Consider the following 20,248-nt stretch of genomic DNA (forward strand, 5'->3'; position numbering starts at 1 on the left):
TCCGGAGTCCCGGCGGGTTTGCGCGCGCAGTGGGACGGGAGTGTGGCCCGTGACGGATCAGGCGGTGGACACCGACGGCACGGACGTGTCGGCACAGGAGCAGCCGGCGGCTGCCGAGTCCGCTCCTGCGGCGGGTCGGTTCCTGGGCCGGTCACGCGAGTTGAAGGAGCTGCGGGCCGACATCGAACGGGCCGGACTCGACACCCTCTCCGGCCGCAAGGCCCCCCGCGCCCGGGTGCTGCTCATCGCCGGCCGGCCCGGATTCGGCCGTACGGCGCTCGCCGAGGAACTCGTCGGACAGGTGGCGGGGGACTACCCCGACGGCGTGCTGCGCGCCCGGCTCACCGAGCCCGACGGCACCGCCGTCCCCACCGAGCGCACGGCGCGGGAACTGCTCACGGCCCTGGACGTGGCCACCCCGCCCGGCGCCGCCGAGGACGACCTCACCGAGGCGCTGCGCGGCGCCCTCGCCGACCGCCGCGCCGTACTCCTGCTGGACGACGCGGCGACCGCCGGACAGGTCGACTCGCTGCTCCCGGACAGCCCCGACTGCCTGGTCGTCGCCGTCTCCCAGGGCCCCCTGACCGGCATCGCCGACGTCCGCCCCTGCACGCTGGGCGGCCTGGACACCAAGTCCGCCCTGGACCTGCTCGCCCGGCACACCGGCTCGGTGCGCATCACCGTCGACCCGCGCGCCGCGGAGGAGCTGGTCGAGGAGTGCGCGGGCCAGCCCGCCGCCCTGGTGCTGGCGGGCGGCTGGCTCGCCGCCCGGCCGCAGGCCGCCGTCGCGGACCTTGCCAAGCACCTGCGCACCGAGGGGGAGGAGGGCCCGCCGCTGACCCGCGTCTTCCGGCTCGTGTACGCCTCACTGCCCAGTGCCGCCGCCCGGATACTGCGACTGCTCTCCCTGGCTCCCGCCGGCATGGTCGACCCGCACACCGCGTCCGCATTGGCGGGCTGCTCGATCCACGCGGCCCGCACCACCCTGGACGACTTCGCCGGGCTCGGCCTGCTGCGGCCGGTGGACTCGCCCCTGCCGCAGTTCGAGGTGCCCGGCTGCCTGCTGCCCCTGCTGCGCGCCCTCACCGAGACCCAGGACCGGCCCTCCGAGCTCCAGCTGGCCCGCGCCCGGATGCTTGAGCGGACCGTCCGGCTGCTGGTTTCCTGCCGCGCGATCACCGAGACGGACAGCTCGCCGGCCCGCGAGAAGCTCGCCGGCATGCCCCGCTCGCTGCGCTTCCCGCACCCCCGGGCCGCCGCCGACTGGCTGCGCATCCGGCGGCCCGCCCTGCTCGCCTCCGCCCGCGCCGCGGTGGCCGACGGCGAGCTGGACACGCTGGCCCGCCGGCTGATGGCGGCCCTGGTCCGGGCCATGGTCGCCCACATCGGTACGCAGGCGGCGGCACCCGACCTGTACGGCATCCACCGGCTCGTGCTGGACGTCGCCGAGCGGCGTGACCTGCCCCGGGAGAAGGCCGCGGCCCTGCTGAACCTGGCCGACCTCGACGCGCAGACCGGCCGCACGGCGGAGGCGCTCGTCCGTTACCGGGCCGCGCTGGACGCCGGACGCGAGGCGGACGACCCGTATGCGACCGGGCGCGCGATGGAATCCGTAGGCGGTGCCCACCAGGAGCTCGGGGACTACGAGCGGGCCGCCGACTGGTACGGCAGGGCGCTGGCGCAGCGACTGGCCCGCGACGAGCGGGTGGACGCCGCCCGGCTCCACGGCCGCATCGCCACCGTGCACACCTACGCGGGCCGCTACGGGGAGGCGCTGCGCAACTGGCGCTCGGCCGTCACCGGTCACCGCAGGAACGGTGATGTCGCCGCGCAGGCAAGGGCGTTGAGCGAGCTGGCCCGGGTCCAGGAGTACGCCGGGCGGCCGGAGGAGTCGCTGTACACCTGCCACGAGGCGGTGGAGTGGGCCCGCCGGGCCGAGGACGTGCGGTTGCAGGCCGCTCTCCAGCTGCGGCTGGCGGACACCCTCGACCGGCTCGGCGACCCCGTCGCCGCCGGGCTGCACCGCAGTCAGGCCGAGCGCATGCTGGGAGATGAGCTGCCGGAGGAGGCCTCCGGCATGAAACAAGGCTCTGACACCTGCGAAATCCGTAGTGCATCCAGCGAAGATTGATGCTTTGAAAGGCTAGACAGAGAGAATCCCTTCATTAGACTGGCTCCGCCGCGTTGTTTCGTGGTGTCTCCCGGTGTGCCCCCGTTACGCCGGGTATGACGGGCATTGCCCTCATGTGCATCGCCCTGGCATGCGCAGCCCCAGAACCCTCTGAGCCAAGGACCGTGATCGACGTGAAGGTCGGCATCCCCCGCGAGGTCAAGAACAACGAGTTCCGGGTGGCCATCACCCCCGCCGGCGTGCACGAGCTGGTGCGCAACGGCCACCAGGTCGTCATCGAGCAGGGCGCCGGTGTCGGCTCGTCGATCCCGGACGAGGAGTACGTCGCCGCGGGCGCCGCCATCCTCCCCACCGCCGACGAGGTGTGGGCCACCGCCGACCTGCTGCTGAAGGTCAAGGAGCCCATCGCCGAGGAGTACCACCGCCTCCGCAAGGACCAGACGCTCTTCACCTACCTGCACCTGGCCGCCTCCAAGGAGTGCACGGACGCGCTCATCGAGTCCGGCACCACCGCGATCGCCTACGAGACCGTCGAGCTCCCGAGCCGCGCCCTGCCGCTGCTCGCCCCGATGTCCGAGGTCGCGGGCCGTCTGGCCCCGCAGGTCGGCGCCTACCACCTGATGCGCTCGGCCGGCGGCCGCGGCGTGCTCCCGGGCGGCGTCCCCGGCACCCAGCCCGCGAAGGCCGTCGTCATCGGCGGCGGGGTCTCCGGCTGGAACGCCACCCAGATCGCCGTCGGCATGGGCTTCCACGTCACGCTGCTCGACCGCGACATCAACAAGCTCCGCGAGGCCGACAAGGTCTTCGGCACCAAGGTGCGGGCGATCATGTCCAACTCCTTCGAGCTGGAGAAGGCCGTCCTGGAGGCCGACCTCGTCATCGGCGCGGTGCTCATCCCGGGCGCCAAGGCCCCGAAGCTGGTCACCAACGAGCTGGTCTCCCGGATGAAGCCCGGAAGTGTCCTTGTCGACATCGCGATCGACCAGGGCGGCTGCTTCGAGGACTCGCGTCCGACCACGCACGCCGAGCCGACCTTCCCGGTGCACAACTCGGTCTTCTACTGCGTCGCCAACATGCCCGGCGCGGTGCCCAACACGTCGACCTACGCGCTGACCAACGCCACGCTGCCGTACATCGTCGAGCTGGCGAACCGCGGCTGGGTGGAGGCGCTGCGCCGCGACGCCGCGCTCGCCAAGGGTCTCAACACCCATGACGGCAAGGTCGTTTACCGCGAGGTCGCCGAAGCGCACGGCCTGGAGCACGTCGAGCTGGACGCGCTGCTCGGCTGACAGGTCGCCGGCTCCACTAGTCGACTTTTCGGCTGATCACCGACCGATTGCCCGTCGGCAAAAGGCGATACGTCAACAGAGGTCGTCAACACCGCACACCCGGCCGGACCTTGCGAGACAAGGTCCGGCCGGATGTGTGTCGGGTCACTTTGCGACACTCGTTCAACTCGCCGCGAACGTAACCCTTCAACCGATTCGTACACCGGTGAAACCTGCTGTGCGACGGCCTTACGCCCTTGACAGAGGGATGTTCGGTCGCCGACACATCGGGTCGGGTCCGGCGGATTGTGTTGCTGCGGAGCGGTGACACGCCATAGAGTCGCCAATCGTCGGCATGGTGTCACGCTGACCTATCTAGAAGTTTCCTGGTCACCAAGGAGGTAAGACGACTTGTGAATGAGTCGACATTTACTCCCGGGGGTGGTCAACCAGGAATGCCGACGCGGGGCCAGGGCCCTACGGGGCTCGAGGCTGTCGGCTCCGTCGCTGTCCGCACCTTCGCAGCCCACCAGAGTCCCTCCAGAACAGGGCTGACCCAGCCAGCACACCAGAGCATGGATGGCCATCACGTGAACGCCATGGCCGGCAACGGAAGTGGCGAGAACCACACCCACTTCGCCGACTACGACGAACTGCCCGAGGGGCACTTCTACGACCCCGACGCCGAGTACGAGCCGGATCCCGAGTACGCGGCCACGCTCGCGCCCGACGCGGCCCGCCAGCGCCGTGAGCGCATCGGCCCGACCGGGCGCCCGCTCCCGTACTTCCCGATCCCGGGGCCGCTGACCGACCACGGGCCCGCGAAGATCATCGCGATGTGCAACCAGAAGGGCGGCGTCGGCAAGACGACGTCGACCATCAACCTGGGTGCCGCGCTCGCGGAGTACGGACGCCGGGTCCTGCTCGTCGACTTCGACCCGCAGGGCGCGCTCTCGGTCGGCCTCGGCGTCAACCCGATGGAGCTCGACCTCACCGTCTACAACCTGCTCATGGAGCGGGGCATGGCGGCCGACGAGGTGCTCCTGAAGACGGCGGTCCCGAACATGGACCTGCTGCCCAGCAACATCGACCTGTCCGCCGCCGAGGTGCAGCTGGTGTCCGAGGTCGCGCGCGAGTCCACGCTCCAGCGCGCGCTCAAGCCGCTGATGGCCGACTACGACTACATCGTGATCGACTGCCAGCCCTCGCTCGGCCTGCTCACCGTGAACGCCCTGACGGCGGCCCACAAGGTGATCGTGCCGCTCGAGTGCGAGTTCTTCGCGCTGCGCGGGGTCGCGCTGCTCACCGAGACCATCGAGAAGGTCCAGGAGCGGCTCAACCCCGAGCTGGAGCTCGACGGCATCCTCGCCACGATGTACGACTCGCGCACGGTGCACAGCCGCGAGGTGCTCGCCCGGGTCGTCGAGGCCTTCGACGACCACGTGTACCACACGGTCATCGGGCGCACGGTCCGCTTCCCGGAGACCACGGTCGCCGGTGAGCCGATCACCACGTACGCCTCCAACTCCGTCGGCGCCGCCGCCTACCGCCAGCTCGCCAGGGAGGTGCTCGCCCGGTGTCACGCCGAGTGAGTCTGCCGGGGGCCGACGAACTGTTCCGTACGACCGGGGGAATGGCGCTCCAGGCGTCCTCGCCCTCGCGCCGGACCAACGGCGAGGCCAGGGTTCCGGCCCCGGCGGGCGAGAGCGACGCGGCGGCCGCCGCGGACGACGCGCCGCAGTCGGTGCCCGCGCAGGGCGGCGACGGCGAGGGCGACGAGCATGTGGCGGCCGACGCCGAGTCCGACTCCGGGGAGTCCCGCAGCCGGGGCTCTGGTGGCGAGCGCCCCGGCTCCGGGCGGCGCCAGACGGCGCAGGAAGGTTCTGCCGGGAGCCAGTCGTCCCGCAAGCGCGGCCGCGCCGCGAACCGGCGGCCCAGCGGCCGTGAGCGGCACGACGAGAAGATCACGGTGTACGTGTCCGCCGAGGAACTCATGGACCTCGAACACGCCCGCCTGGTGCTCCGGGGTGAGCACGGGCTCGCGGTCGACCGCGGCCGGATCGTCCGTGAGGCGGTCGCGGTGGTGCTGGCCGATCTCGAGTCCCGCGGGGACGCGAGCATCCTCGTACGACGACTTCGCGGGCGGTAGCGGTAGCCTGCGAGGGCTATGACCTCGAACGACGCCCCCGCCTCCGCCGGCGGCCCCGCCGGACGACGGCGCGCGCTCGGACGCGGTCCCGGGGCCGTGCCGGCGCCGCCCCGGACGGGGGCGGAGCCCGGGAACGGGTCCGGGTCGCCGGTCGTGGAACCCGCACCGCCCGTCGGGCCGGCGCCCTCCACGGCGGCACCTGAGCCTCCGGTCGAGGCCGCGCCCCCCGCCCCGGAGCAGCCCGGACCTCCGCCCGCAGCGGAACGGGCCCCGGCCGCCCGCGCGGACGCCGAGGCCCCGGTCGCACCCGAAGCCCCTCCGGAGCGGGCACCCGAAGCGCTCGCGGAGTCCAGGCCCGGAATCCTCACGGAGTCCGGGCCAGCGGAATTCACGGAATCCGGGTCCGAGTCACTCCCAAAATCCCAGCCCGAAACCCTCCCTGAGCCCGCACCCGAGATCCTCCCGGAGTCCGGGTCCGTCGCCGGAGCCGAGCCAGGGCCCGCGGCCGGAGCCGAGGCCGGTGACGGGGTCTTCACGGTGCGGCTCGCGAACTTCGAGGGCCCCTTCGACCTGCTGCTCCAGCTGATCTCCCGGCACAAGATGGACGTCACGGAAGTGGCGCTGTCCCGTGTGACCGACGAGTTCATGGCGCACATCCGGGCGATGGGCCCGGACTGGGACCTCGACCAGACGACCGAGTTCCTCGTCGTCGCCGCCACCCTGCTCGACCTCAAGGCCGCCCGGCTGCTGCCCACCGCCGAGGTCGAGGACGAGGCGGACCTGGCGCTCCTGGAGGCGCGGGACCTGCTGTTCGCGCGGCTGCTCCAGTACCGCGCCTACAAGCAGATCGCCGACATCTTCAACGCCCGCCTCCTGGAGGAGGGCCGCCGCTACCCCCGTACCGTCGGCCTGGAAGCGCACCACGCCGAGCTGCTCCCCGAGGTGGTCATCAGCATCGGGGCGGAAGGATTCGCCAGGCTCGCCGTGAAGGCGATGCAGCCGAAGCCCAAGCCGCAGGTGTACGTCGACCACATCCACGCGCCGCTGGTCAGCGTGCGTGAGCAGGCCGGGATCGTGGTGGCGCGGCTGCGGGAGCGCGGCGAGGTCAGTTTCCGCGTCCTCGTCGAGGACACCGACGACACCCTGACCGTCGTCGCCCGCTTCCTCGCCCTGCTGGAGCTGTACCGCGAGAAGGCCGTGGCGCTCGACCAGGAGGAGGCGCTCGGGGAACTGCTCGTGCGCTGGACCGGCGGGGACGGCGAGGAGCAGCCGAGGGTCACGGACGAGTTCGACCGGCCCCCCGAGGACGCCAAGGAGGAGAAGAAGGCGTGAGCGAGCAGACCAGCGAGACACCGGCGGCGCCGGGCGCCGTCTCCGACCTCGACCTCAGGCCCGCCCTGGAGGCCGTCCTCATGGTCGTGGACGAGCCCGCGACCGAGGAGCACCTCGCGAAGATCCTGGAGCGGCCCCGGCGGCAGATCGCGGACGCGCTGCGGGCGCTGGCCGACGAGTACACCGTCCAGGGCCGCGGTTTCGAGCTGCGGCTCATCGCGGGCGGCTGGCGGTTCTACACCCGGCCCGCGTACGCGGCGGCCGTCGAGCGCTTCGTCCTGGACGGGCAGCAGGCGCGGCTCACCCAGGCGGCTCTGGAGACGCTGGCGGTCGTCGCGTACCGCCAGCCCGTCAGCCGTTCCCGGGTCTCGGCGGTCCGCGGAGTCAACTGCGACGGCGTGATGCGCACCCTCCTCCAGCGCGGTCTGGTGGAGGAGGCGGGCGCGGAACCCGAAACAGGTGCGATCCTGTACAGGACGACGAACTACTTCCTGGAGCGAATGGGCCTGCGCGGTCTGGACGAGCTCCCGGAGCTCGCGCCCTTCCTTCCGGAGGCGGACGCGATCGAGGCAGAGACGCTGGAAGGGGTTCCGTCGTTCGATCCGGATGCACCGGACGCAGACGCAGACGACACGACGACGACGGAACTTTGATGCGAAGCAGTGGCAGCGGCAGTGGCAGGAACAGCGGGCGCGGCAACCCCCGGGGGACCGGTGGCGGCGGCAACCCCCGGGGCACCGGCGGAGGCGGCAAGCCCCGCGGGGCCGGCGGGGGCGGTTCCCAGCCCAGGAGCGGGGGAGGGCGCGACGACAAGCCGAAGCGCGCGGGCAAGCCCCGTCCCGAGGAGCGCCGCTACGACGTAGGCCCCGGCGCCACCCACGAGGGCCCGAAGTCCGGGCGCGGCAACGGCGCGCGCGGCGGCGCCAAGGGCGGCCCCAAGCAGAGCCAGCAGCGCGGCGGCCGTACGGCTCCGGCGCGCTCGCGCGAGTACGAGGCGCGGGCCGAGGAGCGCAACCGCGAGCGGTACGCCGGCAAGCCGGACGTGAAGCCGCCGAAGACGTTCCCCGGCGCCGAGCAGGAGGGCGAGCGCCTGCAGAAGGTGCTCGCGCGCGCGGGCTACGGTTCCCGGCGTTCCTGCGAGGAGCTCATCGAGCAGTCGCGCGTCGAGGTCAACGGCGAGATCGTCGTCGAGCAGGGGCTGCGCGTGGACCCCGAGCACGACGAGATCAAGGTCGACGGTCTGACGGTCGCCACGCAGTCGTACCAGTTCTTCGCGCTGAACAAGCCCGCGGGCGTCGTGTCGAGCATGGAGGACCCGGAGGGCCGGCAGTGCCTCGGTGACTACGTCACCAACCGGGAGACCCGCCTGTTCCACGTCGGGCGTCTCGACACCGAGACCGAGGGCGTCATCCTGCTCACCAACCACGGTGAGCTGGCGCACCGCCTCACGCACCCCAAGTACGGCGTGAAGAAGGTCTACCTGGCGCACATCGTGGGCCCGATCCCGCGGGACCTCGGCAAGCAGCTCAAGGACGGCATCCAGCTGGAGGACGGGTACGCCAAGGCGGACCACTTCCGGGTCGTGGAGCAGACCGGCAAGAACTACCTGGTCGAGGTGACCCTGCACGAGGGCCGCAAGCACATCGTGCGCCGCATGCTCGCCGAGGCCGGCTTCCCGGTCGACAAGCTGGTCCGCGTCGCCTTCGGCCCGATCACCCTCGGGGACCAGAAGTCCGGCTGGCTGCGCCGCCTGTCGAACACCGAGGTCGGCATGCTGATGCAGGAGGTCGACCTCTAGGGTCCGCCGTTCTCCGCACGCGTCGGCCGGTTCCGGGAGTTTCTCCGGGGCCGGCCGACGCGTTTTCGCCCCGCGGGCGGTCCGTACTCCCGAGAGCGAGCGAAAGTGCCGCCATGGGAGCGCCGACGTCCGACCGCGACGAGTTCGTCCGGCTGACCGATCCGTACCGCCGGGAGCTGCTCGCGCACTGCCACCGGATGCCGGGCCGACGACGCCGAGGGCCTCGTCCCTGAGACGTATCCGCGGTCCTGGCGGGCCTACGGCGGCCACGAGGGCCGGGCGTCGCTGCGCACCCGGCCGCACCGGATCGCCGTTCTCACGTGCCTGACGGCTCTGGAGGGGCTGGTACGCCGTCCCCGGCCCTCCGGGCCCGGCGGGCCGGGAGAGACGCCCCAGGAGCCCCTGAGGGCCCCTGCCACGGACGCCCACTGGCTCCGGCCGCCGCCCGACGCGCTCGTGGACCCGGCGGCTGTCGTGGCGGCGCGCGGGACCCTGCGGCTCGCGCCGGTGGCCGCGCAGCAGCACCTGCCCGCCCGGCAGCGGGCCGTGCTCATCCTGCGGGACGTCCTGTTCGCGCGCTTCGGGATGCCGCGGGTGCTGTCGTGAACCCGGGGGAGCTGCTGGAGCGGTCCCTGGCGTACGCGCTGGGCAGTGTCGCGCTGGTGACGCCGGGAAGCCTGGGCGGGCCGACGCCCTGTGCCGGATGGGACCTGGGCGAGCTGCTCCGGCACCTCGACGACTCGGTGGACGCCCTGCACGAGGCGGTGAGCGGAGGACGGGTGGGCCTGTGTCCCGCCCCGGCCGCCGCCGACCCGGTGTGCGCGTTCCGGGAGCGGGCGTGCGCGGTGCTGGGGGCCTGGGCGGTCGCGTCCGGGGAGGTGCCGTCGGCGCGCCCGGTGGCGGTGGCCGACGCCGCGCTGGAGCTGGGCGTGGTGGCCGTCGTGGGCGCGGTGGAGGGCACGGCGCACGGCTGGGACGTGGGGCGGGCCTGCGGACGGCGGCGGCCGGTTCCGGCGGCGCCGGCGGCCGCGCTGCTGCCCCTCGCGCGGTGCGTCGTCGGGGACGCGGACCGGGGGCCGCGCTTCGCCGCGCCGGTCGGGGTCGCGGCGGGGGCGGGGCCGGACGAGCGGCTGCTGGCCTTTCTCGGCCGGGACGCCCGGCGCGGCGGCCTGCCCGGCGGCCCCGCGCGGACGGCGCGCGGCGGATCACCGTACGGCGGGGATCGCGGCGGAACACCCATACGGCGGGGGTCGCGGCGGAACACCGTACGGCGGGGGTCGAGGCGACTCCTTTCCGGACTCCGGGCCGGTCTGCCTTCCGTGAGTGATCCCGTGATCTCACGAAGGGAACCGTCATGGCTGCCACGCTGCCGTGCCGGCGTCCGTCCGGACCGGGACGCCACCTCGCCCCCACGGCGTGGCTATACCGTCGCGCCGGCCGGGCTCGGCGCACTGCTGTGCTCGCTCGACGTCGTGGTCGTCGCGACCGCGCTGCCCGCTCTGCGGGCCGGCTTCGGGGCGAGCCTGTCCCACGTTCGTGGACGGGTACGGGTCGGCGCTGAGGGTGTCGGCGGGGGCGGCGGCCGGAGTGTGGCGGCGGCGTTCGCGCCGTCCCGCGCGTGAGGACGGGCGGCGGGTGAGCCCGCCGCCGGGCCGTCGGCCGGCCCCGGGTCACCCGCCCGCACCGGGATCGCCCGCCCGCACCGGTGTCGGTGCCGTCAGGCGCACCGCGGGCCCAAATCCCCACACCCCCAGGGCTTGTGGGGGCCGCCCGCCTTCTTTATAGTCTGAGTGACTATTAGTCATCCTGACCATAAAGGGGCGGACGTGCGCACGCATGAGGGCCGGGCACCCGGCGGCAAGGCGCCCGAGGGCTACGACAAGTACGCCTTCGAGCCCTTCGCCGTCACCGTCGACCTGGCCGTCCTCACCGTCCGCGCGGGCGCGCTCCAGGTACTGCTGGTCGAACGGGGACAGGAGCCGTACGAGGGCTGCTGGGCCCTGCCCGGGGGGTTCGTGCTCCCGGACGAGTCCGCGGAGACCGCCGCCCGGCGTGAACTCGCCGAGGAGACCGGCCTGTCGGACATCTCGGGCCTCCACCTGGAGCAGTTGCGGACCTACAGCGAACCCGGGCGCGACCCGAGGATGCGGGTCGTCTCCATCGCCTTCGCCGCGCTGCTCCCCGACCCTCCCCGGCCACGCGGCGGCGGCGACGCGGCCCAGGCCCAGTGGCTGCGGTTCAACGCGCTCGGCCCGCTCGCCTTCGACCACGACCGGATCCTCGCCGACGCCCACGAACGCGTCGGCGCCAAGCTCGAGTACACCTGTCTCGCCACGTCCTTCTGCCCGCCCGAGTTCACCCTCGGTGAGCTGCAGCAGGTCTACGAGACCGTGTGGGGCACCGCCCTCGACCGGCCCAACTTCCGGCGCAAGGTGCTCGCCACGCCGGGTTTCGTCGAACCGGTCCCCGGCGCCGCACGCCTGACCGGCGGCCGGGGCAAGCCGGCCGCGCTCTACCGCGCGGGCGGCGCCACCGCCCTGCACCCGCCCCTGCTGCGCCCCGCCTCGGAAGGACGGACCCCATGACCACCACGACACTCGCGAAACGCGCTGCCACCGGATCCCTGATCGGTCTCGCCCTCGGCGACGCGATGGGCTTCCCGACGGAGTTCAACGACGTGCCCGCGATCCTCGCCAAGTGCGGCCCGTGGCGCGAGATGGACCTGCCCCGGCCCGCCATCGTCACGGACGACACCCAGATGACACTGGCCCTGGGGCGCGGACTGCGGACGGCGATGGACCGCGGGCTGCTCGGGCCCAAGCGGCTGGAGCGGCCGGTGCGCGAGGAGTTCGTGGGCTGGTACCAGTCACCCGACAACAATCGCGCACCCGGGCGGACCTGCCTCGTCGCCTGCAACCTGCTCAAGCAGGAGCGCCGCCTCTGGCAGGACGCCAGCCAGATCCACTCCAAGGGCTGCGGGGCCAACATGCGCGTCGCCCCGCTCGGGCTCATCCGGGGACTGAGCGACGAACAGCGCGCCGGGGCCGCCCAGTTGCAGGCCGCGCTCACGCACGGGCACCCGACGGCGCTCGCCGCCTCGGACCTCACCGCGCACGCGATCCGGCTGCTCGCGCAGGGAGCCGAGCCGACCGGGCTGATCGGGCTGCTGCGCTCCTACGCCTACGAGAACCGGGGCCGCTACCACGAGAGGTGGCTCGGTGACCTGTGGACCCGCGGCCACGACCCCTCGCCGCAGCACTTCATGGCGCGCGGCTGGGACGAGTGCCTGGACGCCCTGGACCGCGTCAGGTACGCCGTGCACACCGTCTCCCCGGAGACCGACCCGTGCCTGGCCACCGGAGAGGGCTGGATCGCCGAAGAGGCTCTGGCCACCGGCCTGTTGTGCTTCCTGCTGTTCGTGGACGAGCCGGTCACCGCGCTCCGCCGGGCCGCCTGCACCTCGGGCGACTCCGACTCGATCGCCTGCCTGACGGGCGCCTTCGCGGGCGCCCACCACGGCTCGGACGCCTGGCCGCGCGAATGGGCCGACCGGATCGAGTACCAGAGCGACCTCATGTCGCTGGGAGCGCTCTGGGACGATTGACGGATGACCGACGTCCTGGAATTCGATCTCGGCCCCGTGGTGAGCGAGCAGCCCGACCCGGTGCTCTTCGCCACCGTCTCCGGAGCGCACCTCTACGGCTTCCCCTCGCGCGACTCGGACGTCGATCTCCGGGGTGTCCACCTGCTGCCGGTGGAGGCCCTGGTGGGGCTGCGCGAGCCGGACGAGACCCGGTCCCGGATGTGGGACCGGGACGGCGTCGAGATGGACCTGGTCACGCACGACCTGCGCAAGTTCGTCAGGCTGATGCTGCGGCGCAACGGCTATGTGCTGGAGCAGCTGCTCTCCCCGCTGGTCGTGCACACCACCGACGCGCACCGCGAACTGGCCGCGCTCGCGCCCGGCGTCCTGACCGCTCATCACGCCCATCACTACCGGGGGTTCGCGACGACGCAGTGGCGGCTCTTCGAGCGGACCGGTGAACTCAAGCCGCTGCTCTACACGTTCCGGGTGCTGCTCACCGGCATCCACCTGATGCGCAGTGGGGAGGTGCAGGCTCATCTGCCCTCGCTCCTCGGGCAGGTGGAGGCCCCCGCGTACCTGCCGGACCTGGTCGCGGCGAAGGAGGAGCGCGAGCACGGGCCCGCGGAAGTCGACGGGGCGAGGGTCCGTGCGGACGTGGAGCGGCTGCACGCGGTGCTGGACGAGGCGCAGCGGTCCTCAGCGCTGCCCGACGCCCCGGCCGCGCGCGACGCCCTGCACGAATTCGTGGTCCGCGTCCGGCTGACGGGGCCCGGCGGGGGCGCTCAGGGCTGAGGCGCGGCGGGCGCGGACGAGGAAGTCCTCGACGCGCGCCCGGTCGGGCTCGGCGGGCAGCGGGCTGCGGCCGGCCGCCTCGTCGGCCTCCCCGGACAGGCGGGACATCCACGTCTCGAAGCGCGACCAGGAGATCTCGCCGCGCTTCACGGCGAGCAGCGGCTCCCGCTGGTCGCCGACGTCGATCGTCAGTGCCCCCGTGCGCAGCAGGTCGCGGGAGGACATGAGCAGCCGCAGCAGGTGCATGGCGTGCTTCCAGCGGGGCGCGCCGTGCCGGCGGACGTCGGCCTCCAGCTTGCGGTGCTGGCCGAGGGCGTACCGGGCGAACGTCTCGTGGACCTGCCGGGAGAGGAACGCCCCGCGCAGCGCGAGCAGTTCGCGGCCGGTGTCGTCGGCGTGCTCCACCAGCGGCGAGTGGAGGCACTCCAGGACGTTCGGGTTGGCGCGCAGGGCGAGGGAGCAGAAGCGCTCCAGCTCCCAGCTGAACTGCTCCTCGGCCGGGCCCTCGACGTGGGTCGGCGGCTTGTCGAACCGCCAGAACAGCGGAGTCGGCGCGAGGAACACGCCCCGCCGGTCGGTGTCGCTGCCCTCCGTGGCCAGTCCGAAGGCGCGTGAGCCCATCACGCAGGCGTAGATCGTGTGGTCGCGTACCAGGGCCTCGGGATGCATGCCCCGGAGCGTACGTGCCGTCTCAGCCGCGGCGAATCGAGTCTCCGGTCACCGTGATCTTCTCCGCGGGCAGCGGACGCGGGGCCGGACCGTCGGCCACCGAGGCGTCCTCCACGCGGAACTTGCTTCCGTGGCACGGGCAGTTGATGGTGCCGTCGGAGACGCTGCCGACCGTGCAGCCGGAGTGGGTGCAGATCGCCGAGAACGCCTTGAAGTCACCCTCCTCCGGCTGGGTGACCACGATCTTCTGCTCCTTGAAGATCTTGCCGCCGCCGACCGGGATGTCGGTCGTCCTGGCCAACTCCTCGCCCCCGGGCGCGTCCCCGCCCTTCGAGGACTCCGCGGAGGACGACTCCGGCGTGCTGTCGCCGCCCTCGTCGCCGTACTTGGTGCAGCCGGCGAGCAGCGCCGCCGCGCCCGTCACGAGAACGGTGCGCCGCGCCGAGGGGTTCGTCATGTCGTCACTCCGAAGGTGCGGAAGAACCAGAGAGCCGACGTCAGCCAGACGACCGTGAGGACCGTGAAGACGAGTCCTCCCACGATCGGCAGCAGCCAGCCGGGCAGTCGCTCCGAGCGGAGCAGGAGCATTTTGGCACTGAATGCCCCGAAGAAGAAGCAACCCAGGAGCGAGTGCCACAGCACGCGCGGCTCGTACGACTGGTAGCCGAAGGCGTAGAGGCAGTGCACGGCGACCGGCACGGCCAGCAGGAACGCGATCCGGCCCGACCACCGGTGCAGCGCCGGTGACCAGCGGGGGCCGGGCAGCCTGCCGTACACCATGAGCGCCGAGGCGACTTGGACGACCGCGAACCCGAAGGCCGCCGTCGCGAGCCAGCTCTTGACCGCTCCCGTGCTGCTGAAGCCGGCCAAGTTGAAGGCGGTTCCCGCGGGGTCGTGCACCTTGCCGTACACCCCGAGCCCCACCGCGACCGCGGCGGCGACGAGGGACGGGACGAGGTAGGCGGCCGGACGCGGGCCGTGGCGGGCCGGGCCGGCCGGGGGGAAGCTCCGGGTGGCGGCGTTCGGGTCGACGGTCATCGGCTGCTCCCTGCGGAAGAGGCGGTCAGGGGGTGACGGGCCGGGCGGTGAGCCGCTCGCCGTCGACGGTCACGGCGCCGGTCGCGGGGTCGATCCGGGGAGCGGCCCCGGGCTCGCCGTCGCGCGTGAGGACGCCGACCTGCTTGCCGCCGGGCAGCACGATCCAGCCGCCGTCGATCTTCGCGTCGCGCACGGTCGCCGTCGCGCGGTACAGCCCCGACGGCTTGACCGCCCTGTCCGCGGTGAAGCCGTGCCGCCCGCCCTCCAGGTCGACGGTGCCGCGGATCCGCCGGCCGTCCTCCAGCCTGCCGTCGAGCTTCGCGCCGTGCTTGCCGGTGAGGCGCATCGTGCCGTCGTCCTCGACGTCGCCCTTCAGCCACGACTCCTGGTCGCGGCCGTCGCAGAAGTACGCGATCGCCCGGCCGTCGCGCAGGGAGACCGCGATCGCCGAGGAGTCGTCGTCGGTGCGGCCCGCGTAGTCGGCGTTGGTCGGGGCGGTCCTCGAAGGGGCGGGCGGCGGGGGCGTCTCGGAAGCGGCGGGGGACGAGGCCCCGGGGGACGCGCTGGGCGTGGCGCGGCTGTCGTACGAGGAGCCCTGCGTGCCGGTCGTCGCGTTCAGCGACAGCATGAAGACACCGAGCAGCAGTCCGGCGAGCAGGGTCAGGAGGGGTCCGGAGCGCCTCATGTGTGTCTCCCCCGAGTCGGGCCTTCGCCGCGGATCGTGGACCGCGGCCACCGGCCTCCTGCCATCAGAGCGGACACGCGCCCCGGCGTCCAGAGGCGCACGGGGGTGTTCCGGGCGCCGCGGCGGGCCGTCCCGGGAGTGCCGCGGGCGTCTCGGCAGGCGGGCGCGGCACTCCTGCCGGTCGCGGGCTGACTACGCTGGTGCGACAAGACGTGCAGGCAAGTCAGCGAGGAGCATCACCGTGGCGGTACGAGCGGTCCGGGGCGCCGTCCAACTGGAACGGGACGAGGCCGGCCACATGGACGAGCAGGTCAGCGAGCTGCTCACCGCCGTCCTCGAACGGAACGGCCTCACCACGGACGACCTGATCAGCATCTGGTTCACCGCGACGCCCGACCTGCACAGCGACTTCCCGGCGGCCGCGGCCCGCAAGCTCGGCATCGTCGACGTGCCGCTGATCTGCGCGCAGGAACTGGACATCGAGGGCGCGATGCCCCGGGTCGTACGGCTCCTCGCGCACATCGAGTCCGACAGGCCCCGGGCCGACATCGTCCACGTGTACCTGGGTGCCGCGGGCGCGCTGCGCAAGGACATCGCCCAGTGAGGACCGCACTCGTCGTCGGAACGGGCCTCATCGGCACCTCGGCCGCGCTCGCGCTGACCGCCCGCGGCGTCCTCGTCCACCTCGTCGACCCCGACCCGGAGCAGGCGCGTACGGCCGCCGCGCTCGGCGCCGGCACGGACGAGGCGCCGGACGGACCCGTCGACCTCGCGATCGTCGCGGCCCCGCCCGCGCATGTGGCGGCCACCCTCGCGGACGCCCTGCGGCGCGGCCTGGCGCGCGGCTACCTCGACGTGGCCAGCGTCAAGGGCGGCCCCCGGCGCGAGCTGGAGGCGCTGGGCCTCGACCTCTCCCCGTACATCGGGACGCACCCCATGTCGGGCCGCGAGAAGTCGGGCCCGCTGGCCGCCACGGGTGACCTCTTCGAGGGCCGCCCCTGGGTCCTGACGCCCACCCGGGACACGGACACCGAGGTGCTGAACCTGGCCCTGGAGCTGGTGTCGCACTGCCGCGCCGTACCGGTCGTCATGGACGCCGACGCGCACGACCGCGCCGTGGCGCTCGTCTCCCACATGCCCCACCTCGTCTCCAGCATGGTCGCCGCGCGCCTGGAGCACGCGGAGGAGGCGGCGGTACGGCTGTGCGGCCAGGGCATCCGCGACGTGACCCGCATCGCGGCCTCCGACCCCCGGATGTGGATCGACATCCTGTCCGCGAACCCCGGTCCGGTGGCCGACCTCCTCGCCGAGGTCTCCACCGACCTGGACGAGACGGTCCGGGCGCTGCGAGCCCTCCAGTCCTCCGACGAGTCCAAGCGCCGCGAGGGCGCCTCCGGCGTCGAGAACGTCCTGCGGCGCGGCAACGCGGGCCAGGTCCGGGTGCCCGGCAAGCACGGCTCCGCCCCGCGGGCGTACGAGGTCGTCGCCGTCCTGATCGACGACCAGCCCGGCCAGCTGGCCCGCATCTTCGCCGACGCGGGGATGGCCGGGGTCAACATCGAGGACGTACGCATCGAGCACGCCACCGGGCAGCAGGCCGGCCTGGTCCAGCTCATGGTGGAGCCCAAGGCGGCGCCGGTGCTGAGCGCGGCCCTGCGCGAGCGCGGCTGGGCCCTTCGGCAGTAGCGCAGGCACGGGGTGCGGGGACGGCCGGTGACGGGCGCGGGGACGGGCCAGTAATACGGGGTCCGCGGAGCCAGTAACCTTGTGCGGGGCGCGCTCGTGCCCCGCACAGACCTCCACCACGCACCAGGAAGGTGTCTCCACCGTGGAAAACGGCGCCGCCCGGACCGCCCCGGCAGTGATTGTCGCCATCGACGGCCCCTCCGGCACGGGCAAGTCGAGCACCTCCAAGGCCGTCGCCGCGCAGCTGGGGCTCAGCTACCTGGACACCGGTGCCCAGTACCGGGCGATCACCTGGTGGATGGTGAACAACGGCATCGACATCACCGACCCGACGGCGATCGCCGCGGTGGCCGGGAAGCCCGAGATCGTCTCCGGGACCGACCCGTCCGCGCCGACCATCACCGTCGACGGGACCGACGTCGCGGGCCCGATCCGCACCCAGGAGGTCACCTCCAAGGTCAGCGCGGTCAGCGCGGTGCCCGAGGTCCGCACCCGGATCACCGAGCTGCAGCGCTCCATCGCGGGCGCCGCGCACACCGGCATCGTCGTCGAGGGGCGTGACATCGGCACCACGGTGCTGCCCGACGCCGACCTGAAGATCTTCCTCACCGCCTCCCCGGAGGCGCGTGCCGCCCGCCGCAGCGGCGAGCTCAAGGGCGCCGACGTCGACGCCACCCGCGAGGCCCTGATCAAGCGGGACGCGGCCGACTCCAGCCGCAAGACCTCTCCGCTCGCCAAGGCGGACGACGCGGTCGAGGTGGACACCTCCGACCTCACGCTCCAGCAGGTCATCGAGTGCGTCGTCACCCTCGTCGAGGAGAAGCGGGCCGCGAAGTGAGCGGAGCCCCTTCGGCGCAGGCGCCGTCCGTCCGCGGTGCCGAGGTCGGGCGCCGCATCGGCGTCGGCCTGATGTACGGCCTGTGGAAGCCGCGCGTCCTCGGCGCCTGGAGGGTGCCCGCGACCGGGCCCGCCATCCTGGCCGTGAACCACTCGCACAACATCGACGGACCGATGGTCATGGGCGTGGCGCCCCGGCCCACGCACTTCCTGATCAAGAAGGAAGCGTTCATCGGCCCGCTCGACCCCTTCCTGCTCGCCATCGGGCAGGTGAAGGTGGACCGCACCACCACCGACCGCACGGCCATCACGCAGGCCCTGGGCGTCCTCGGCGACGGCGGCGTCCTCGGCATCTTCCCGGAGGGCACCCGCGGCGAGGGCGACTTCGCCTCGCTGCGGGCCGGGCTCGCCTACTTCGCCCTCCGCAGCGGCGCCCCGATCGTCCCGGTGGCGGTGCTGGGAAGTTCCGGCCGCAGCAGCCGGTTGACGAAGGCGCTGCCGCCGCTGCGCAGCCGCGTGGACGTCGTCTTCGGCGACCCCTTCGCGGCGGGCGACGGCAGCGGACGACGTACGCGCAGGGCGCTGGACGAGGCGACTCTGCTCATACAGAAGCAGCTCAGCGCACACCTGGACCACGCCAGACGTCTCACCGGACGCCCGACGGAATGAACGCCGGGCGCCCCGGTGAGCGCTGGGCGACACTTGAGTAGTGGATCACCCGGCACCGGGAGCTTCCACCGATCACCACGATGAACGACGAGGTACGGACTTCATGAACGACCACATCCAGCCCGAGGGCTCGGCCGAGCACGAGCACGGGGCGCTTGGCGATGCCGAGTACGCGGAGTTCATGGAGCTCGCCGCGGAAGAGGGCTTCGACGTCGAGGACGTCGAGGGCGCCCTGGAGGCGGCGGGCCACGGCCCGCTGCCCGTCCTCGCCGTCGTCGGCCGCCCCAATGTCGGCAAGTCGACCCTGGTGAACCGCATCATCGGCCGCCGCGAGGCCGTCGTCGAGGACAAGCCCGGCGTCACCCGCGACCGCGTCACCTACGAGGCCGAGTGGGCGGGCCGCCGCTTCAAGGTCGTCGACACCGGCGGCTGGGAGCAGGACGTCCTCGGCATCGACGCCTCCGTGGCCGCGCAGGCCGAGTACGCGATCGAGGCGGCCGACGCGGTCGTCTTCGTCGTCGACGCCAAGGTGGGCGCCACCGACACCGACGAGGCCGTCGTCCGTCTGCTGCGCAAGGCCGGCAAGCCCGTCGTGCTGTGCGCCAACAAGGTCGACGGCCAGAGCGGCGAGGCCGACGCCTCCTACCTGTGGGCCCTCGGCCTCGGCGAGCCGCACCCCGTCTCCGCGCTGCACGGCCGCGGCACCGGCGACATGCTGGACGCCGTCCTGGAGGCGCTGCCCGAGGCGCCGGCCCAGACCTTCGGCACCGCCGTCGGCGGCCCCCGCCGCATCGCCCTCATCGGCCGCCCGAACGTCGGCAAGTCGTCCCTGCTGAACAAGGTGGCGAACGAGGACCGCGTGGTCGTCAACGAGATCGCGGGCACCACCCGCGACCCGGTCGACGAGCTCATCGAACTCGGCGGCGTCGTATGGAAGTTCGTCGACACCGCGGGCATCCGCAAGCGCGTCCACCTCCAGCAGGGCGCCGACTACTACGCCTCGCTGCGCACGGCCGCCGCCGTCGAGAAGGCCGAGGTCGCCGTCATCCTGATCGACGCGTCCGAGACCATCTCCGTGCAGGACCAGCGCATCGTCACGATGGCCGTCGAGGCGGGCCGCGCGATCGTCCTGGCGTTCAACAAGTGGGACACCCTCGACGAGGAGCGCCGGTACTACCTGGAGCGGGAGATCGAGACCGAGCTGCTCCAGGTGGCCTGGGCGCCCCGGGTGAACGTCTCGGCGCGCACCGGACGCCACATGGAGAAGCTGGTCCCGGCGATCGAGACGGCGCTGGCCGGCTGGGAGACCCGCGTCCCCACGGGCCGGCTGAACGCCTTCCTCGGTGAACTGGTCGCCGCCCACCCGCACCCGATCCGGGGCGGCAAGCAGCCGCGCATCCTCTTCGGCACCCAGGCGGGCACCAAGCCGCCGCGCTTCGTGCTCTTCGCCTCCGGCTTCATCGAGCACGGCTACCGGCGCTTCATCGAGCGCCGCCTGCGCGAGGAGTTCGGCTTCGACGGCACGCCGATCCACATCTCGGTGCGCGTGCGCGAGAAGCGCGGCAACAAGAAGAAGTGACACACGGGAAAGGGGCGGCTCCGCGAAGG

At 72.9% G+C, this 20,248-nt stretch carries 21 protein-coding genes; 17 read left to right on the forward strand and 4 right to left on the reverse strand.

What is annotated here, in order from left to right; translation table 11 throughout:
- Positions 1-49 precede the first annotated feature (49 nt).
- The 12 genes from ACWGIS_RS32315 (at position 50) to ACWGIS_RS32370 (ending at position 13,056) form a co-directional block, all read left to right on the forward strand.
- The gene (locus ACWGIS_RS32315) at positions 50-2,131 is read left to right on the forward strand and encodes a tetratricopeptide repeat protein (protein WP_453366047.1); all 2,082 of its coding nucleotides are present in this window, start codon (positions 50-52) and stop codon (positions 2,129-2,131) included.
- A 173-nt stretch (positions 2,132-2,304) separates the two neighbouring features.
- The gene (ald, locus tag ACWGIS_RS32320) at positions 2,305-3,420 is read left to right on the forward strand and encodes an alanine dehydrogenase (RefSeq protein WP_453366070.1); all 1,116 of its coding nucleotides are present in this window, start codon (positions 2,305-2,307) and stop codon (positions 3,418-3,420) included.
- A gap of 434 nt (positions 3,421-3,854) precedes the next feature.
- Positions 3,855-4,991, forward strand: coding sequence for a ParA family protein (locus ACWGIS_RS32325; RefSeq protein ID WP_453366048.1), 1,137 nt, complete (start codon positions 3,855-3,857; stop codon positions 4,989-4,991).
- A complete protein-coding gene (locus ACWGIS_RS32330) occupies positions 4,976-5,548 on the forward strand; it encodes a hypothetical protein (RefSeq protein ID WP_453366049.1) in 573 nt (190 codons plus the stop codon). Before ACWGIS_RS32325 ends, ACWGIS_RS32330 begins: the two co-directional genes overlap by 16 nt.
- 18 nt (positions 5,549-5,566) lie before the next feature.
- Positions 5,567-6,880 (forward strand): segregation/condensation protein A, encoded by a 1,314-nt coding sequence (locus ACWGIS_RS32335; protein ID WP_453366050.1) that lies wholly within the window; start codon positions 5,567-5,569, stop codon positions 6,878-6,880.
- Entirely contained in the window at positions 6,877-7,533 is a 657-nt protein-coding gene (scpB, locus tag ACWGIS_RS32340; RefSeq protein ID WP_453366051.1) for an SMC-Scp complex subunit ScpB, read from the forward strand. The genes ACWGIS_RS32335 and scpB overlap by 4 nt, the downstream gene beginning before the upstream one ends.
- Entirely contained in the window at positions 7,533-8,678 is a 1,146-nt protein-coding gene (locus ACWGIS_RS32345; protein WP_453366052.1) for a pseudouridine synthase, read from the forward strand. The genes scpB and ACWGIS_RS32345 overlap by 1 nt, the downstream gene beginning before the upstream one ends.
- Before the next feature lie 474 nt (positions 8,679-9,152).
- Positions 9,153-9,284, forward strand: coding sequence for a hypothetical protein (locus tag ACWGIS_RS32350; RefSeq protein ID WP_453366053.1), 132 nt, complete (start codon positions 9,153-9,155; stop codon positions 9,282-9,284).
- Entirely contained in the window at positions 9,281-10,300 is a 1,020-nt protein-coding gene (locus ACWGIS_RS32355; protein WP_453366054.1) for a maleylpyruvate isomerase family mycothiol-dependent enzyme, read from the forward strand. The genes ACWGIS_RS32350 and ACWGIS_RS32355 overlap by 4 nt, the downstream gene beginning before the upstream one ends.
- Positions 10,301-10,504: 204 nt before the next feature.
- The gene (locus tag ACWGIS_RS32360; protein WP_453366055.1) at positions 10,505-11,263 is read left to right on the forward strand and encodes an NUDIX hydrolase; all 759 of its coding nucleotides are present in this window, start codon (positions 10,505-10,507) and stop codon (positions 11,261-11,263) included.
- A complete protein-coding gene (locus ACWGIS_RS32365) occupies positions 11,260-12,282 on the forward strand; it encodes an ADP-ribosylglycohydrolase family protein (protein WP_453366056.1) in 1,023 nt (340 codons plus the stop codon). Before ACWGIS_RS32360 ends, ACWGIS_RS32365 begins: the two co-directional genes overlap by 4 nt.
- Positions 12,283-12,285: 3 nt before the next feature.
- Positions 12,286-13,056, forward strand: a complete 771-nt coding sequence (locus ACWGIS_RS32370) for a nucleotidyltransferase domain-containing protein (protein WP_453366057.1) — start codon at positions 12,286-12,288, stop codon at positions 13,054-13,056.
- On the opposite strand, the gene ACWGIS_RS32375 is transcribed toward ACWGIS_RS32370, so the two are convergent.
- The 4 genes from ACWGIS_RS32375 to ACWGIS_RS32390 are packed head-to-tail and all read right to left on the reverse strand — an operon-like array spanning position 12,961 to position 15,448.
- Entirely contained in the window at positions 12,961-13,725 is a 765-nt protein-coding gene (locus tag ACWGIS_RS32375; RefSeq protein WP_453366058.1) for a nucleotidyltransferase domain-containing protein, read from the reverse strand. The two genes, ACWGIS_RS32370 and ACWGIS_RS32375, sit on opposite strands and share 96 nt — an antisense overlap.
- 22 nt (positions 13,726-13,747) lie before the next feature.
- Positions 13,748-14,182 carry a Rieske (2Fe-2S) protein gene (locus tag ACWGIS_RS32380; RefSeq protein ID WP_453366059.1) on the reverse strand — a complete coding sequence of 145 codons (435 nt, stop codon included), beginning with the start codon at positions 14,180-14,182 and terminating at the stop codon, positions 13,748-13,750.
- The gene (locus ACWGIS_RS32385; protein WP_453366060.1) at positions 14,179-14,763 is read right to left on the reverse strand and encodes a DUF6529 family protein; all 585 of its coding nucleotides are present in this window, start codon (positions 14,761-14,763) and stop codon (positions 14,179-14,181) included. Before ACWGIS_RS32385 ends, ACWGIS_RS32380 begins: the two co-directional genes overlap by 4 nt.
- 25 nt (positions 14,764-14,788) lie before the next feature.
- Entirely contained in the window at positions 14,789-15,448 is a 660-nt protein-coding gene (locus tag ACWGIS_RS32390; protein WP_453366061.1) for a hypothetical protein, read from the reverse strand.
- 241 nt (positions 15,449-15,689) lie between these two features.
- Here ACWGIS_RS32390 and aroH point away from each other — a divergent pair, with 241 nt between their 5' ends.
- From aroH to der, 5 genes are all read left to right on the forward strand, one after another.
- On the forward strand, positions 15,690-16,052 hold the full coding sequence (gene aroH / locus ACWGIS_RS32395; protein WP_453366062.1) for a chorismate mutase: 363 nt from the start codon (positions 15,690-15,692) through the stop codon (positions 16,050-16,052).
- The gene (locus ACWGIS_RS32400; RefSeq protein WP_453366063.1) at positions 16,049-17,134 is read left to right on the forward strand and encodes a prephenate dehydrogenase; all 1,086 of its coding nucleotides are present in this window, start codon (positions 16,049-16,051) and stop codon (positions 17,132-17,134) included. The genes aroH and ACWGIS_RS32400 overlap by 4 nt, the downstream gene beginning before the upstream one ends.
- A 142-nt stretch (positions 17,135-17,276) precedes the next feature.
- The gene (cmk, locus tag ACWGIS_RS32405; RefSeq protein WP_453366064.1) at positions 17,277-17,972 is read left to right on the forward strand and encodes a (d)CMP kinase; all 696 of its coding nucleotides are present in this window, start codon (positions 17,277-17,279) and stop codon (positions 17,970-17,972) included.
- Positions 17,930-18,640, forward strand: coding sequence for a lysophospholipid acyltransferase family protein (locus tag ACWGIS_RS32410; RefSeq protein WP_453366065.1), 711 nt, complete (start codon positions 17,930-17,932; stop codon positions 18,638-18,640). Before cmk ends, ACWGIS_RS32410 begins: the two co-directional genes overlap by 43 nt.
- A 103-nt stretch (positions 18,641-18,743) precedes the next feature.
- Positions 18,744-20,219, forward strand: a complete 1,476-nt coding sequence (gene der, locus ACWGIS_RS32415) for a ribosome biogenesis GTPase Der (RefSeq protein WP_453366066.1) — start codon at positions 18,744-18,746, stop codon at positions 20,217-20,219.
- Positions 20,220-20,248 lie beyond the last annotated feature (29 nt).

Source organism: Streptomyces sp. NPDC054842 (assembly GCF_053611025.1).

Coding starts and splice junctions, on each gene's coding strand:
- ACWGIS_RS32325 (WP_453366048.1), top strand. CDS start 3,855: ATGCCGACGCGGGGCCAGGGCCCTACGGGGCTCGAGGCTGTCGGCTCC.
- ACWGIS_RS32335 (WP_453366050.1), top strand. CDS start 5,567: ATGACCTCGAACGACGCCCCCGCCTCCGCCGGCGGCCCCGCCGGACGA.
- ACWGIS_RS32345 (WP_453366052.1), top strand. CDS start 7,533: ATGCGAAGCAGTGGCAGCGGCAGTGGCAGGAACAGCGGGCGCGGCAAC.
- ACWGIS_RS32365 (WP_453366056.1), top strand. CDS start 11,260: ATGACCACCACGACACTCGCGAAACGCGCTGCCACCGGATCCCTGATC.
- ACWGIS_RS32370 (WP_453366057.1), top strand. CDS start 12,286: ATGACCGACGTCCTGGAATTCGATCTCGGCCCCGTGGTGAGCGAGCAG.
- ACWGIS_RS32375 (WP_453366058.1), bottom strand. CDS start 13,725: ATGCATCCCGAGGCCCTGGTACGCGACCACACGATCTACGCCTGCGTG.
- ACWGIS_RS32380 (WP_453366059.1), bottom strand. CDS start 14,182: ATGACGAACCCCTCGGCGCGGCGCACCGTTCTCGTGACGGGCGCGGCG.
- ACWGIS_RS32385 (WP_453366060.1), bottom strand. CDS start 14,763: ATGACCGTCGACCCGAACGCCGCCACCCGGAGCTTCCCCCCGGCCGGC.
- ACWGIS_RS32390 (WP_453366061.1), bottom strand. CDS start 15,448: ATGAGGCGCTCCGGACCCCTCCTGACCCTGCTCGCCGGACTGCTGCTC.
- der (WP_453366066.1), top strand. CDS start 18,744: ATGAACGACCACATCCAGCCCGAGGGCTCGGCCGAGCACGAGCACGGG.